General features: G+C 73.9%; 10 protein-coding genes. 7 read left to right on the top strand and 3 right to left on the bottom strand.

Annotated features, from left to right (window positions below; translation table 11 throughout):
- Positions 1–19 precede the first annotated feature (19 nt).
- Complete coding sequence (gene ileS / locus ACFWUZ_RS07825; protein ID WP_384368751.1) at positions 20–3,178, bottom strand: isoleucine--tRNA ligase; 3,159 nt, start codon at positions 3,176–3,178, stop codon at positions 20–22.
- A 546-nt stretch (positions 3,179–3,724) separates the two neighbouring features.
- Here ileS and ACFWUZ_RS07820 point away from each other — a divergent pair.
- The 5 genes from ACFWUZ_RS07820 (at position 3,725) to ACFWUZ_RS07800 (ending at position 8,805) form a co-directional block, all read left to right on the top strand.
- The gene (locus ACFWUZ_RS07820; RefSeq protein ID WP_384368748.1) at positions 3,725–4,546 is read left to right on the top strand and encodes a TraR/DksA family transcriptional regulator; all 822 of its coding nucleotides are present in this window, start codon (positions 3,725–3,727) and stop codon (positions 4,544–4,546) included.
- Between the two features lie 175 nt (positions 4,547–4,721).
- The gene (gene lspA, locus ACFWUZ_RS07815; protein WP_384368745.1) at positions 4,722–5,282 is read left to right on the top strand and encodes a signal peptidase II; all 561 of its coding nucleotides are present in this window, start codon (positions 4,722–4,724) and stop codon (positions 5,280–5,282) included.
- A 41-nt stretch (positions 5,283–5,323) separates the two neighbouring features.
- Positions 5,324–6,265: an RluA family pseudouridine synthase gene (locus ACFWUZ_RS07810; protein ID WP_384368742.1), complete on the top strand. Its 942-nt coding sequence runs from the start codon at positions 5,324–5,326 to the stop codon at positions 6,263–6,265.
- Entirely contained in the window at positions 6,262–6,744 is a 483-nt protein-coding gene (locus ACFWUZ_RS07805; protein WP_384368739.1) for a GNAT family N-acetyltransferase, read from the top strand. The genes ACFWUZ_RS07810 and ACFWUZ_RS07805 overlap by 4 nt, the downstream gene beginning before the upstream one ends.
- Before the next feature lie 471 nt (positions 6,745–7,215).
- Positions 7,216–8,805 carry a Na+/H+ antiporter gene (locus tag ACFWUZ_RS07800; protein ID WP_384368736.1) on the top strand — a complete coding sequence of 530 codons (1,590 nt, stop codon included), beginning with the start codon at positions 7,216–7,218 and terminating at the stop codon, positions 8,803–8,805.
- A 22-nt stretch (positions 8,806–8,827) separates the two neighbouring features.
- On the opposite strand, the gene ACFWUZ_RS07795 is transcribed toward ACFWUZ_RS07800, so the two are convergent.
- Complete coding sequence (locus ACFWUZ_RS07795; RefSeq protein WP_384368733.1) at positions 8,828–9,823, bottom strand: SDR family NAD(P)-dependent oxidoreductase; 996 nt, start codon at positions 9,821–9,823, stop codon at positions 8,828–8,830.
- A complete protein-coding gene (locus ACFWUZ_RS07790) occupies positions 9,820–11,046 on the bottom strand; it encodes a glycosyltransferase (protein WP_384368730.1) in 1,227 nt (408 codons plus the stop codon). Before ACFWUZ_RS07790 ends, ACFWUZ_RS07795 begins: the two co-directional genes overlap by 4 nt.
- Before the next feature lie 71 nt (positions 11,047–11,117).
- On the opposite strand from ACFWUZ_RS07790, the gene ACFWUZ_RS07785 reads away from it, so the two are divergent.
- A complete protein-coding gene (locus tag ACFWUZ_RS07785; protein WP_384368727.1) occupies positions 11,118–11,813 on the top strand; it encodes a response regulator transcription factor in 696 nt (231 codons plus the stop codon).
- Positions 11,810–13,249, top strand: a complete 1,440-nt coding sequence (locus tag ACFWUZ_RS07780) for a sensor histidine kinase (protein WP_384368724.1) — start codon at positions 11,810–11,812, stop codon at positions 13,247–13,249. The genes ACFWUZ_RS07785 and ACFWUZ_RS07780 overlap by 4 nt, the downstream gene beginning before the upstream one ends.
- Positions 13,250–13,446: the final 197 nt, after the last annotated feature.

Raw genomic sequence — 13,446 nt, 5'->3', positions numbered from 1 at the left:
GTTCGGGTCCGGTCGGGGGTTACGCCTTGCGGAGGCGGAAGGTCAGGGCCAGGGCCTCGTCCGTGAAGGCCTCGCCGTACGCCGCGTCCGCCTCGCCGGATGCGAAGTCCGTGGCCAGGACCTCGTCCGCGATCAGGGCCGCGTGGTCCGTCAGGGCCGTGACCACCTCCGGCGCGTCGGAGACCCACCTCAGGGCGATCCGGTCGGCCACGTCGAGGCCGGAGTTCTTCCGGGCCTCCTGGATCATGCGGATCGCGTCACGGGCCAGGCCCGCCAGCCGCAGCTCCGGGGTGATCTCCAGGTCCAGGGCGACCGTCGCACCGGAGTCCGAGGCCACCGACCAGCCCTCGCGCGGGGTCTCCGTGATGATGACCTCCTCCGCGGTGAGGGCCACCGGCTCGCCGTTCACCTCGACCGTGGCCGTCCCCGAGCGCAGCGCCAGCGACAGCGCCGCCGCGTCGGCCGCCGCCACCGCCTTGGCGACGTCCTGGACGCCCTTGCCGAAGCGCTTGCCGAGGGCACGGAAGTTGGCCTTCGCCGTGGTGTCGACCAGGGACCCGCCGACCTCCGAGAGGGAGGCCAGGGAGGAGACGTTCAGCTCCTCCGTGATCTGCGCCTGCAGCTCGGCCGACAGCGCGTCGAAGCCCACCGCGCCGACCAGCGCCCGCGAGAGCGGCTGGCGGGTCTTGACGCCCGACTCGGCGCGCGTGGCGCGGCCCAGCTCCACCAGGCGCCGGACCAGCTGCATCTGCTGCGACAGCAGCGGGTCCACGGCGGAGGTGTCCGCCTGCGGCCAGGACGACAGGTGCACCGACTCCGGGGCGTCCGGGGTGACCGGGACGATCATGTCCTGCCAGACCCGCTCCGTGATGAAGGGGGTGAGGGGTGCCATGAGGCGGGTGACGGTCTCGACCACGTCGTGCAGGGTCCGCAGGGCCGCGGCGTCGCCCTGCCAGAAGCGGCGGCGCGAACGGCGGACGTACCAGTTCGACAGGTCGTCCACGAACGCCGACAGCAGCTTGCCGGCGCGCTGGGTGTCGTACGCCTCCATCGCCTCCGTGACCTCGGTGGTGAGGGTGTGGAGTTCCGAGAGGAGCCAGCGGTCCAGGACGGTGCGGTCCGCCGGTGCCGGGTCCGCCGCGGAGGGGGCCCAGTTCGACGTGCGGGCGTACAGGGCCTGGAAGGCGACCGTGTTCCAGTAGGTGAGGAGCGTCTTGCGGACGACCTCCTGGATCGTGCCGTGGCCGACGCGCCGCGCCGCCCACGGGGAGCCGCCGGCCGCCATGAACCAGCGCACCGCGTCCGCGCCGTGCTGGTCCATGAGCGGGATCGGCTGGAGGATGTTGCCCAGGTGCTTGGACATCTTGCGGCCGTCCTCGGCGAGGATGTGGCCGAGGCAGACCACGTTCTCGTACGAGGACTTGTCGAAGACGAGGGTGCCGACCGCCATCAGCGTGTAGAACCAGCCGCGGGTCTGGTCGATGGCCTCCGAGATGAACTGCGCCGGGTAGCGCTTCTCGAAGATCTCCTTGTTCTTGTACGGGTAGCCCCACTGTGCGAACGGCATCGAGCCCGAGTCGTACCAGGCGTCGATGACCTCCGGCACGCGGACCGCGGTCAGCTCGCAGCCCTCCGCCGTGCAGGTGAAGGTGACGTCGTCGATGTACGGGCGGTGCGGGTCCAGGCCGGACTGGTCCGTGCCGGACAGCTCGCTCAGCTCCGCGCGGGAGCCGACGCAGGTGAGGTGGTTCTCCTCGCAGCGCCAGATGGGCAGCGGGGTGCCCCAGTAGCGGTTGCGGGACAGCGCCCAGTCGATGTTGTTGTTCAGCCAGTCGCCGAAGCGGCCCTGCTTGACGGAGTCCGGGAACCAGTTGGTCTTCTCGTTCTCCCGCAGCATCGCGTCCTTGACGGCGGTGGTGCGGATGTACCAGGACGGCTGCGCGTAGTAGAGCAGCGCGGTGTGGCAGCGCCAGCAGTGCGGGTAGCTGTGCTCGTAGGCGATGTGCTTGAACAGCAGGCCCCGCGCGTCGAGGTCGGCGGTCAGCTTCTCGTCGGCCTTCTTGAAGAAGACGCCGCCGACGAGCGGGACGTCCTCCTCGAAGGTGCCGTCGGGGCGGACCGGGTTCACGACGGGCAGGCCGTACGCGCGGCAGACCGCGAGGTCGTCGGCGCCGAAGGCGGGGGACTGGTGGACCAGACCGGTGCCGTCCTCGGTCGTGACGTACTCGGCGTTCACGACGTAGTGGGCGGGTTCCGGGAACTCGACCAGCTCGAAGGGGCGCTGGTACGTCCAGCGCTCCATCTCCTTGCCGGTGAAGGACTCGCCGGTGGCCTCCCAGCCCTCACCGAGGGCCTTCTCCAGCAGGGGCTGGGCGACGACCAGCTTCTCCGTGCCGTCGTCGCCGCTGCGGACGGCGACGACGTACGTGACCTCGGGGTGCGCGGCCACGGCCGTGTTGGACACCAGGGTCCAGGGGGTCGTCGTCCAGACCAGGAGGGCGGCCTGCCCGGCCAGCGGGCCGGAGGTCAGCGGGAAACGGACGAAGACGGAGGGGTCGACGACCGTCTCGTAGCCCTGGGCCAGCTCGTGGTCGGAGAGGCCGGTCCCGCAGCGCGGGCACCAGGGGGCGACGCGGTGGTCCTGGGTGAGCAGGCCCTTGTTGAAGATCTCCTTGAGCGACCACCACACGGACTCGACGTACTCGGGGTCCATGGTCCGGTAGGCGTCGTCCAGGTCGACCCAGTAGCCCATGCGGGTCGTGAGGTCGGCGAAGGCGTCGGTGTGGCGGGTCACGGACTCGCGGCACTTGGCGTTGAACTCGGCGATGCCGTACGCCTCGATGTCCTGCTTGCCGTTGAAGCCCAGTTCCTTCTCGACGGCCAGCTCCACGGGCAGGCCGTGACAGTCCCAGCCGGCCTTGCGGGCCACGTGGTAGCCGCGCATGGTGCGGAAGCGGGGGAAGACGTCCTTGAAGACGCGGGCCTCGATGTGGTGGGCGCCGGGCATGCCGTTCGCGGTCGGCGGGCCCTCGTAGAAGACCCACTCCGGGCGGCCCTCGGACTGCTCCAGGGTCTTGGCGAAGGTCTTGCTCTCGCGCCAGAAGTCGAGGACGGCGTGTTCGAGGGCGGGCAGGTCGACCTGGGCGGGTACCGGGCGGTACTGCGGCGGTGTGGTCATGAGGCTGAACTCTTCCTCCGGCGGGTGTCTTCTCCGTCCGGAGGGACGAGAGCGCAACTGCTCCCGCGGTACCACCCTCCTTGGCCCCCGGACGGATCCGGCGGCCCCCTCATTGGGGTGCGAAGCCGGTTCTACTCGCCCCACGGTGATCCGTACGGGCTTTCTTCCGGCGGCTCCGGGGTGATCCTTCGCATCGCGCTCGCCCCCGGGCTCTCACCGTCCCCGGGTCGCTCCTGGCTGCGTCCGACGCTACTCGTCCCCATCCATGCCTCTCGCTGGGGCCAGTGTACGGGCCCGGGGGCGCCCCGGCAGACCGGTTTACGGGGGCCCGTGGCGGGGCGGCCGGCGCGGCGTGGCGGGGGCGCGGAACGGGCGCCGGAGTGACCCGAACGGGCCGACGCGCCGGTACGGATCCCGGAGGGGCGGGTGGGGCGGGTTATCGGGGCTCCGGATGGGCACAACGGATGCAGGTTGACCTCGACGGATGCGTGCCCCGTTGCCGCGGGGCCGGTGCCGACTTATCGTTCCGGCACGGATTCGCGAGCAATGATCACAGTATGTGAAGGGGCCGCGGCCATGGTGGCGAAGAAGACCGCCGGCAGTACTGCCGGAACGGCTGCGGCCGGGAAGACCGTGGCGAAGAAAGCCGTGGCCGAGAAGACCGTGGTGACCGAGGCGGTGGCGGCCGGAGCAGCGGCCGGGAAGGCGGCAGCCGCCGACGGGACCGCCGTGAAGACGGCCGTGACCCGGAAGGCGACCACCAGGAAGGCGACCGCAGTCAAGAAGACGACCGCCGTCGACAAGCGGAAGGCCACGGCCAAGACGGCCGCGGCCGAGGGGGCGGCGCAGGCCGCGAAGAAGACGGGAGTCCGGAAAGTGGTTGCCAAGAAGAGCACCGGGACGACGCGGAAGACGGCCGCGGCCGCCACCAGCGGCCTGCCCAAGACGCGCGCCACGGCCACCTCCGCGCACGGCGAGCTCGCCGTACGGCCCGGGGAGGACCCCTGGACGCCGCCGGAGGTCGAGGAGGCCCGTACGGCGCTGGCCTCGGAGGTCCTGCGGCTGCGCAGCGAGCTGGACGCCTCGGAGGTGGCCATCTCGGGGCTGATGCGGGACTCGGGCGACGGCGCGGGCGACGACCAGGCCGACACGGGCACCAAGAACATCACCCGGGAGTCCGAGCTGGCGCTCGCGGCGAACGCCAGCTCGATGCTGGAGCAGACCGAGCGGGCCCTGGAGCGGCTCGAAGCGGGCACGTACGGGCTCTGCGAGAGCTGCGGCAAGCCCATCGGGAAGGCCAGGATGCAGGCCTTCCCGCGGGCCACCCTGTGCGTGGACTGCAAGCAGAAGCAGGAGCGGCGCCACTGAAGGGCCTGCGGGTGTTCCGGTGGTCACCGTCGGTGGCCGCCGGAAGGGCCGCAGGTGCCTTCCGCACGGAGTGGACCTCCTGACGGGCGTCGTGCGGGCGCCCTGACGTACCCTCGTGTCTCGTCAGGGTCCAGGAACCTGGCGGACCTGGTTCGAGCTAGTTCGAGGGACTCACGTGGCAGAGGCGGAGCGCATCATCGGTACGCCGGAGGTCGGGGACGACGCCCAGCCGGAGCCCGCCGCGGCCAAGGGGCACCGGCGGATCGTGGCGCTGCTCGTCGTGGCGCTGCTCGCCTACGCGCTCGACCTCGGCAGCAAGATGCTGGTCGTGGCGAAGCTGGAGCACCAGCCGCCGATCGAGATCATCGGCGAGCTCCTGAGGTTCGAGGCGGTCCGCAACCCGGGCGCCGCGTTCGGCTTCGGCGAGGCCTTCACGATCCTCTTCACCTGCATCGCGGCCGCCGTGATCGTCGTGATCGTACGGCTGGCCCGCAAGCTCTACAGCCTGCCGTGGGCGATCGCCCTGGGCCTCCTCCTCGGCGGGGCGCTGGGCAACCTGACGGACCGGATCTTCCGCTCGCCGGGCGTGTTCCGCGGCGCGGTCGTCGACTTCATCGCGCCCGCCCACTTCGCCGTGTTCAACCTCGCCGACTCCGCGATCGTGTGCGGCGGCATCCTGATCGTGCTGCTCTCGTTCAAGGGCCTGGACCCGGACGGGACCGTGCACAAGGACTGATCGCGGGACGGCTCTCCCGCCGAGTCCTGCATACTCGACAGGTGAGTACGATTCCCGAGATCCGCACCCTGCCCGTTCCCGATGGCCTCGAGGGCGAGCGCGTCGACGCCGCCATCGCCCGTATGTTCGGATTTTCCCGGACGAAGGCGGCCGAACTCGCGGCCGCGGGGAAGGTCGCGGTCGACGGAAGCGTCGTCGGGAAGTCCGAGCGCGTGCACGGTGGCGCCTGGCTCGAAGTCGAGATGCCCGCGCCGCCGCGGCCGGTCGAGGTCGTCGCCGAGCCCGTGCCGGGCATGGAGATCGTCCACGACGACGACGACATCGTCGTCATCATGAAGCCGGTGGGCGTCGCCGCCCACCCGAGCCCCGGCTGGACCGGCACCACCGTCATCGGTGGCCTCGCCGCGGCCGGCTACCGCATCTCCACCTCCGGCGCCTCCGAGCGCCAGGGCATCGTGCACCGCCTCGACGTCGGCACGTCCGGCCTGATGGCCGTCGCCAAGTCGGAGCGGGCGTACACCTCGCTGAAGAACCAGTTCCGCGAGCGGGTCGTGGACAAGCGCTACCACGCGCTGGTGCAGGGACACCCGGACCCGATGAGCGGCACGATCGACGCGCCGATCGGCCGCCACCCGAGCGCCGACTACAAGTGGGCCGTCACCCAGGACGGCAAGGACTCCGTCACCCACTACGACCTCATCGAGGCCTTCCGCGCCGCCTCGCTGCTGGACATCAAGCTGGAGACCGGGCGTACGCACCAGATCCGCGTGCACATGTCCGCGCACCGGCACCCGTGCGTCGGCGACCTCACCTACGGGGCCGACCCGACCGTCGCCAAGCGGCTGGGGCTGACCCGGCAGTGGCTGCACGCGGTGCGGCTCGGCTTCGAGCACCCCTCGGACGGGCAGTGGGTGGAGTTCGAGAGCACCTACCCGGCGGACCTGCAGCACGCGCTGGACGTGATCCGGGCGGAGAGCGAGTGACCTCTCCGGTCGAGGTCCGGGTCGTCGCCTCGGAGGAGGACCTGAAGTCCTGCTTCGCGGTGCGGACCGAGGTGTTCGTGGTCGAGCAGTCGGTGCCGGAGTCGATCGAGTACGACGCGTACGACGCGGGTGCGGTGCACGTGCTGGCCGTGGGGCCGGACGGGGTGCCGCTGGGCACGGGGCGGCTGCTGTACGGGGCCGCGGCCGTGGCCAAGACCGGGTCCGAGGAGGTCGGCTCGCTGGGCCGGCTCGCCGTACGGAAGTCCGCGCGCGGGCTGGGCGTGGGCGTGGCGCTGGTCCGCGCGATCGAGGCCGAGGCGGGGCGGATGGGGCTGGTCGCGGTGGATCTGGGTGCGCAGACGCATGCGCTCGGCTTCTACGAGCGGCTGGGGTACGCGGCCTACGGGCCGGAGTTCCGGGACGCGGGGATCCCCCACCGCTCGATGCGGCGTTCCTTGGCGGGCGGCTCCCCGGCCTGACCCGGGCCCGGCTCGCCGCCTCCGCGGCGGAGGCCGGTTCGCACGTGGCCGCGCCGGGCCTCGGTACGGTGCGGGTGGAGGCCGGGGCTGCGCCCCGTGCCCGCGCCTCAAGCGCCGGCGGGGCTGGAATCGCCCTGCCGTGGCCGGGCGGGTGGGGGCCGGGGCTGCCGTCCCGTGCCCGGGCTTCGAACGTCGGCGGGGCTGGGGCGGCCTTGGCGTGGGGTGCCGGAAGGGTGGGCCGGGGCCGCCCCAGCCCACCCGTCCCGGCGCGGGTCGCGGTCCGCCGCGCAGCCCTCGGCGGCGCCCTCGCAGGCCGAGGACTGCCCGCCGGAGCGCGACGCCGCCTGGGACGGGTGGGCCGGGGCCGCGTCCCGGGCCGGGCCGGGATCGGTCCGGCGGGGGCGGGGGCGACACGGGGGCCGGGGTTTGCCGGGTGCTTGGCCGAGCGCAGCGGACTGGCAGGGTGGGGGAGTGGATCAGCTTGCTCTGCTCTTCGTGCTGTTGCTCGGGGCCGTGGTGACGGTTCCGCTGGGAGACCGGCTCGGGCTGCCCGCGCCCGTGCTCATGACACTCGGCGGGGTGGTGCTCGCGCTGGTGCCGGCCGTGCCCAGTGTCGACATCCCGCCCGAGTACATCCTGCCGCTGGTGCTGCCCCCGCTGCTCTACGCCTCCGCGCAGCGCACCTCCTGGCGGCAGTTCGCCGCCAACGTCCGGCCGATCCTGCTGCTCGCCGTGGCGCTGGTGTTCGTCACGACCGCGGCCGTCGCGGCCGTCGCGCACGCCGTGGTGCCGGGCCTGCCGATCGCCGCGGCCGTCGCGCTCGGCGCACTCGTCGCCCCGCCCGACCCGGTCGCGGCCACCGCCGTCGCCGGATCGCTCGGCCTGCCCCGCCGCATGGTGTCGATCCTGGAGGGCGAAGGGCTCTTCAACGACGTCACCGCCATCGTGCTCTACCACGTGGCGGTCGCCGCCGCCGTCAGCGGAAGCTTCTCCTGGCCCGACGCGCTCGGGGAGTTCGTCCTGTCCGCCGTCGTCGCCGTGGCCGTCGGCCTGGCCCTCGGCCGGGCCACCCACTGGCTGATGGGGCGGCTCGGCGACGCCACGCTCCAGATCGGTCTGACGCTGCTGGTGCCGTTCGTGGCGTACGTGGTGGCCGAGGAACTCCAGGGGTCGGGGGTGCTGGCCGTCCTGACGACCGCACTGTTCCTCGCCGAGTACGCCACCGACGCCGACGACGTCCTGGGGCGCCTGGCCGGGCACACCTTCTGGGAGGTCGTCGACGTCCTGGTCACCGGGGTGGCGTTCGGGCTGATCGGGCTGGAGCTCCACAACGTGTTCGGCACCGCCCAGGGGCGCGCGGGGGAGATGGCCGGGTGGGCGGCCGTCGTGGTCGCGGTGGTGGTCGGCGTACGGCTGGTGTGGCTGCTGCCGGCCGGCTGGGTCGCCAAGAAGCTGCACAAGCGGCGCGACTACGACGAGGAGATCCCGCTGAGCTGGCGGGAGAGCGTCGTGATGTGGTGGGCCGGGATGCGGGGGGTGGCCTCGGTCGCGCTGGCCCTCGCCATCCCCTTCCGTACGGACGCCGGCGACCCCTTTCCCGCCCGGGACCAGATCGTCTTCATCGCCTTCGCCGTGATCATGACGACGCTGGTGCTCCAGGGACTGACCCTGCCGTGGCTGGTCCGGCGGCTCGGCGTGGAGGCGGACCCGGACGCGGAGCGGGAGACCGAGCGGCAGCTGGCGGTCCGCGCGGCGAAGGCGGCGAAGCGGCGGCTCAAGGAGATCCAGGAGGTGGAGGACCTCGCGGAGGACCTGGTGGAGACGCTGTACCGGCGTGCGTACGAGGTGGGGGCCCGGATCAGCCCCGACATGGTGGACGAGGAACGGCGGGAGGCGTACGCGCAGCGGGTGGAGCGGATCCGGGACATCCAGCGGATCCAGCGCGAGATGATGTCGGCCGCCCGCCACGAGGTCCTCGCGGCCCGCAGCGAACCCGGTTCCGATCCCGAGATCGTCGACCGGGTGCTGCGGCACCTGGACGTCCGGAGCCTGCGCAGCTGAGCGCAGGCCGGGCCGGCCCGGGCTACACCGCGTAGCGGTCCGGGGCGAAGAGGTGGAGGTGGGACGCGATCCAGTCCGAGGTCCGGCGCAGGCCCTCCGCCAGGGAGACCTCCGGCTGCCAGCCCGCCCAGTCGCGGGCGCGGGTGTTGTCCGACAGCAGGCGCTGGACCTCGCTGCCCGAGGGGCGCAGCCGGGACGGGTCCACGACCAGTTCCGCCTCCCGGCCCGAGGCCGCGATCAGGGCCCGCGCGAGGTCGCCCACGGAGATCTCCTCGCCCGTGCCGAGGTTGACCACCTGGCCCAGGGCCCGGTCGCACTCCGCCACCGCGAGGAAGCCCGCCGCGGTGTCCGTCACGTACGTGAAGTCCCGCGTGGGCGTCACCGAGCCGAGGCGGATCTCCGCCGCGCCGGCGTGCAGCTGGGCCAGGATCGTGGGGACGACCGCGCGGGCCGACTGGCGGGGGCCGTACGTGTTGAAGGGGCGCACCACCGTCACCGGCAGCTCGAAGGCGTGGTGGAAGGAGAGCGCCATCATGTCCGCGCCGATCTTCGACGCGGAGTACGGCGACTGCGGCTGCAGCGGGTGGCTCTCGGCGATCGGGGCGGTCAGCGCCGTCCCGTACACCTCGCTGGTGGAGGTGTGCACCAGGCGGCGGACCCCGTGGCGGCGGCAGGCCTCCGCCACGTTCTGCGTGCCGGTGACGTTGGTCTGCACGTACGCGCCCGGCGAGGCGTAGCTGTACGGGATCCCGATGAGCGCCGCCAGGTGGAAGACGGTGTCGCAGCCCGCCACCGCGTCGCTGACCCGCCCGGCGTCGCGGACGTCCCCCGCCCACATCTCCACCGGACCGTCCGGGTCGGCGAGGTAGCGGGCCAGGTTGCCCTTCTCCGCGTACGGCTTGTAGTGCACGAAGGCGCGCACCCGCGCACCTCGTGCCACCAGGAGGTCCACCAGGGTCGAGCCGATGAACCCCTCGGCTCCGGTGACGAGGACGGTGCGGTCGGTCCAGCTGTTCACATGCGCTCCATGAGGGGGGTGGGGACGGGGACGAGGCCGGCGACCCGGAGGACCTCCGCCGCCAGCAGTTCGGCGGCCCGCGCGTGCGGGCCGGGGTCGGCGGCGCCGGCCATGGCCGCCAGCCGGGCCGGGTCGGCCAGCAGGGGGCCGAGCAGTCCGGCGAGGCGTTCGCCGGTCGTCGAGGCGTCGGGCAGCAGCAGCCCGGCTCCCGCGTCGGACAGGACACGGGCGTTGTGGGTCTGGTGGTCGCCCGGGGCGTGGGGGTAGGGGACGAGCACCGCGGGGACCCCGGTCGCGGCTAGCTCCGCGACCGTCGCCGAGCCCGCCCGGCAGACCACCAGGTCGGCGGCCGCGTAGACCAGGTCCATCCGGTCCAGGTACGGCACGGCCCGCGCGATCCGGTGGCCGCCCGAGGCGGCCAGCTCCCGCTCGGTGTCCGCCAGCGCCGCCGGACCCGTCTTGACCAGCAGCTGTACGTCGTCCCGCCCCTGCCAGAGCCCGGCCAGCGCGGCCGCGGCACCGGTCAGGCGCAGCGCGCCCAGGCTGCCGCCGTTGAACACCACCAGCCGCCGCCCGGCGGGAACCCGCAGGGCCCGCCGGGCCTCGGCGCGGAGCGCCGCCCGCTCCGCCGCGGGGAGGCCCGCGAGTCCGGCGAGGGCCGCGGAGATCGGCATCCCGGTGGTCAGCGCCCGCGCCCCGCCCGCGAGGTGTCCGCGGCTGCGGTCGAAGGCCACCGCGACGTGCGGGGTGAGCCGGGCGGCGAACTGGTTGGCGCGGCCGGGTACCGCGTTGGACTCGTGGATCACGGCGGGCAGCCCGGCGAGGCGGGCACCGAGCACGGCGGGCGCGCTCGGATAGCCGCCCATGCCGACGACGGCGTGCGCGCCCTGGGCCCGGATCACCGCACGGGCCTGGTGCGCCGAGCGCAGCAGCGCGGCGGGCAGCAGATAGCGCTTCGCGCCCAGCGCGGGATCGAAGGGGATCATGTCGACGGTGTGGAGGCGGTAGCCCGCGCGGGGGATCAGCTCGGTCTCCAGGCCCCGTTCGGTCCCGATGAACGAGACCACGGCGCCGGGGACGGCCGCGCGCAGCGCCTCGGCGAGGGCCAGCCCCGGATAGATGTGGCCGCCGGTGCCCCCCGCACCGATCACGACGGAGAGGGGTGCCCGGGGCGTGTCCCGTATGTCTTGTGCGTCTCGCGTGTCTCCTGTGCCTGTGGTCATGGACGCACCCTGCTGGTGCGCCCTAAGAAGGTTCTAAGAGGAACGCGACGGGACTTTGGCAGGCTTTGTCCATGAGCTCCCTGAACAGGCATCGGATTCTGGTGGTGGACGACGAGCCCGAGGTGCGGGCCGCCGTGGAGGACGGCCTGGCCGTCGAGGGCTACGAGGTGCGGGGGGCGGCGGACGGGCTGGCCGCGCTGTCCGAGGTGGCGGCCTGGGAGCCGGACGCCGTCGTCCTGGACGTGATGATGCCGGTGCTGGACGGGCTGGGGGTGTGCCGGCAGCTGCGCGCGCTGGGCGACCGGACGCCCGTACTCGTCCTGACCGCGCTCGGCTCGGTCAGCGAACGCGTCGACGGGCTGGAGGCGGGCGCCGACGACTACCTGGTCAAGCCCTTCGCGCTGGACGAACTCGTCGCCCGGGTACGGGCGCTGCTGCGGCGGGCCGCGCCCGAGCCCGCGGGCGCGGCCCCGCCGGCCTTCGCCGACCTGGTCCTGGACCCCGCGACCCGTACCGGGCAGCGCGGCGGCAGGCCGCTGGAGTTCAGCCGCACCGAGGCCGCGCTGCTGGAACTGCTGCTGCGCCACCCCGGCCAGGTGCTGCCGCGCGAGCTGATCCTGGAGCTGGTGTGGGGCCGGGACTTCGGGCCGGACTCGAACTCGCTGGCCGTGTACGTCGGCTACCTGCGCCGGAAGCTGGAGGCCGGGGGCGAGCCGCGGCTGGTCCACACCGTGCACGGGGTCGGCTACCGGCTGGACACCGCGTGACCGGGGCCGGTTCCGGGTCCGGGGCCCGGCCGGGGCGGGGGCGCGGCCGGCGGCGGCTCGGGGCGGCCTGGCGCAGGCGCAGGCCGCTGCGCACCCGGCTGGCGCTGGCCGCCACGGCGGCGGTGGCGCTCGTGGCAGTCGGGGTGTGCGCCGCGGCCTTCTTCGTCGTACGGGGGGCGCTCTACCAGCAGCTGGACCTCAGCCTCACCCAGTCCGCCCGGCTCGCCGCCCAGCGCAATCCCGGTGCCGGGCCGGGCCCGCTGGCCGGGGAGTGCCGCTTCCTGGCCGCCCCGGCGTGTGCGGAGGTGGTCCCGGCCGATCCGGCCCGGGACCCCCGTACGCCGGGACTGCTGCCCGTCGACCCGGCCGCCCGGGAGGTCGCGCGGGGCGAGCGGGCCCCGTACTACACGGACTTCGTGCTCGCCGGGCACCCCGCGCGGATGCTCACCACCGACTACGCCGACGGGCGGGCGCTGCAGGTGGCCCTGCGGGCCGACCGGGTCGAGGCGGGCATCGAGGAGGCCGCGTGGTGGCTCCTCCTGACGGCGGCGGCCGGAGTGCTGCTCGCCGCCGTGCTCGGGTACTGGGTCTCGCGGACCGGACTGGCTCCCGTCACCCGGCTCACCGCCACCGCCGAGCGCATCGCGGCGACCCGGGACCCCCGGCACCGCATCGAACTCCCTCCGCCGGGGCGGGAGGACGAGATCACCCGGCTGGCCGGGAGCTTCAACACCATGCTCGGGGAGCTGGAGCAGTCCGTGACCGCCCAGCGGCGGCTGGTCGCGGACGCCTCCCACGAGCTGCGGACCCCGCTGACGGCCCTGCGGACCAACGCGGAGCTGCTGGCCCGGGCCGACCGGCTCACCCCCGCGCAGCGCGAGCGGGCCTCCGGTGCGCTGGGGCGGCAGCTGCGGGAGGTGACGGGGCTGGTGAACGACCTGATCGAGCTGGCCCGGGACGAGGAGCCGCAGCCGCTGGTGGAGCAGGTGCGGCTGGACGCGCTGGTGGAACACGGGGTGCGGGCGGCGCGGGCGCACTGGCCGGACGTACCGGTCGAGCTGCGCGTGCGGGTGGAGGCGGGCAGTGGGGTGGTGGTGGCGGGGGTGCCGGCCCGGCTGAGCCGGCTGCTGGGGAACCTGCTGGACAACGCGGCGAAGTTCAGCCCTGCCGGGCTGCCGGTGGAGGTGGAGCTGACGGCGCCGGGGGGCGGGGCCGGGGTCGGGGCGGTGGTGACGGTACGGGACCACGGGCCGGGGATCGCGGCGGAGGACCTGCCGTACGTCTTCGACCGGTTCTACCGGGCCGAGGCGGCGCGGGCGCTGCCGGGGTCGGGGCTGGGGCTGGCCATGGCGCGGCAGATCGCGCGGGCGCACGGGGCGGAGCTGGTGGCGGAAGCCGCGCCGGGGGGCGGAGCCCTGTTCCGGCTGACGTTCTGACCCGGGGCGCGGCCCCGCCGCGGGGGCCCCGCCCCCGGCCCCGCGCCTCAAACGCCGGCGGGGCTGAAGACCGGGGCTCCGCCCCGGACCCCGCGCCTCAAGCGCCGGCGGGGCTGGGTATGCGGGGCGGCGGCTGGGAACCGGGTACCGGGGCTTCGCCCCCGGCCCCGGCGCCCCAAGCGCCGGCGGGGCTGGAT

This window comes from Streptomyces sp. NPDC058646 (assembly GCF_042716875.1).
Classification (GTDB): domain Bacteria; phylum Actinomycetota; class Actinomycetes; order Streptomycetales; family Streptomycetaceae; genus Streptomyces.
This window is presented reverse-complemented; position numbering and strand designations above follow the sequence as displayed.

Excerpts from the sequence above, each read along its gene's own strand:
- ACFWUZ_RS07790 (WP_384368730.1), bottom strand. The coding sequence starts at position 11,046 with ATGACCACAGGCACAGGAGACACGCGAGACGCACAAGACATACGGGAC.
- ACFWUZ_RS07785 (WP_384368727.1), top strand. The coding sequence starts at position 11,118 with ATGAGCTCCCTGAACAGGCATCGGATTCTGGTGGTGGACGACGAGCCC.
- ACFWUZ_RS07820 (WP_384368748.1), top strand. The coding sequence starts at position 3,725 with ATGATCACAGTATGTGAAGGGGCCGCGGCCATGGTGGCGAAGAAGACC.
- ileS (WP_384368751.1), bottom strand. The coding sequence starts at position 3,178 with ATGACCACACCGCCGCAGTACCGCCCGGTACCCGCCCAGGTCGACCTG.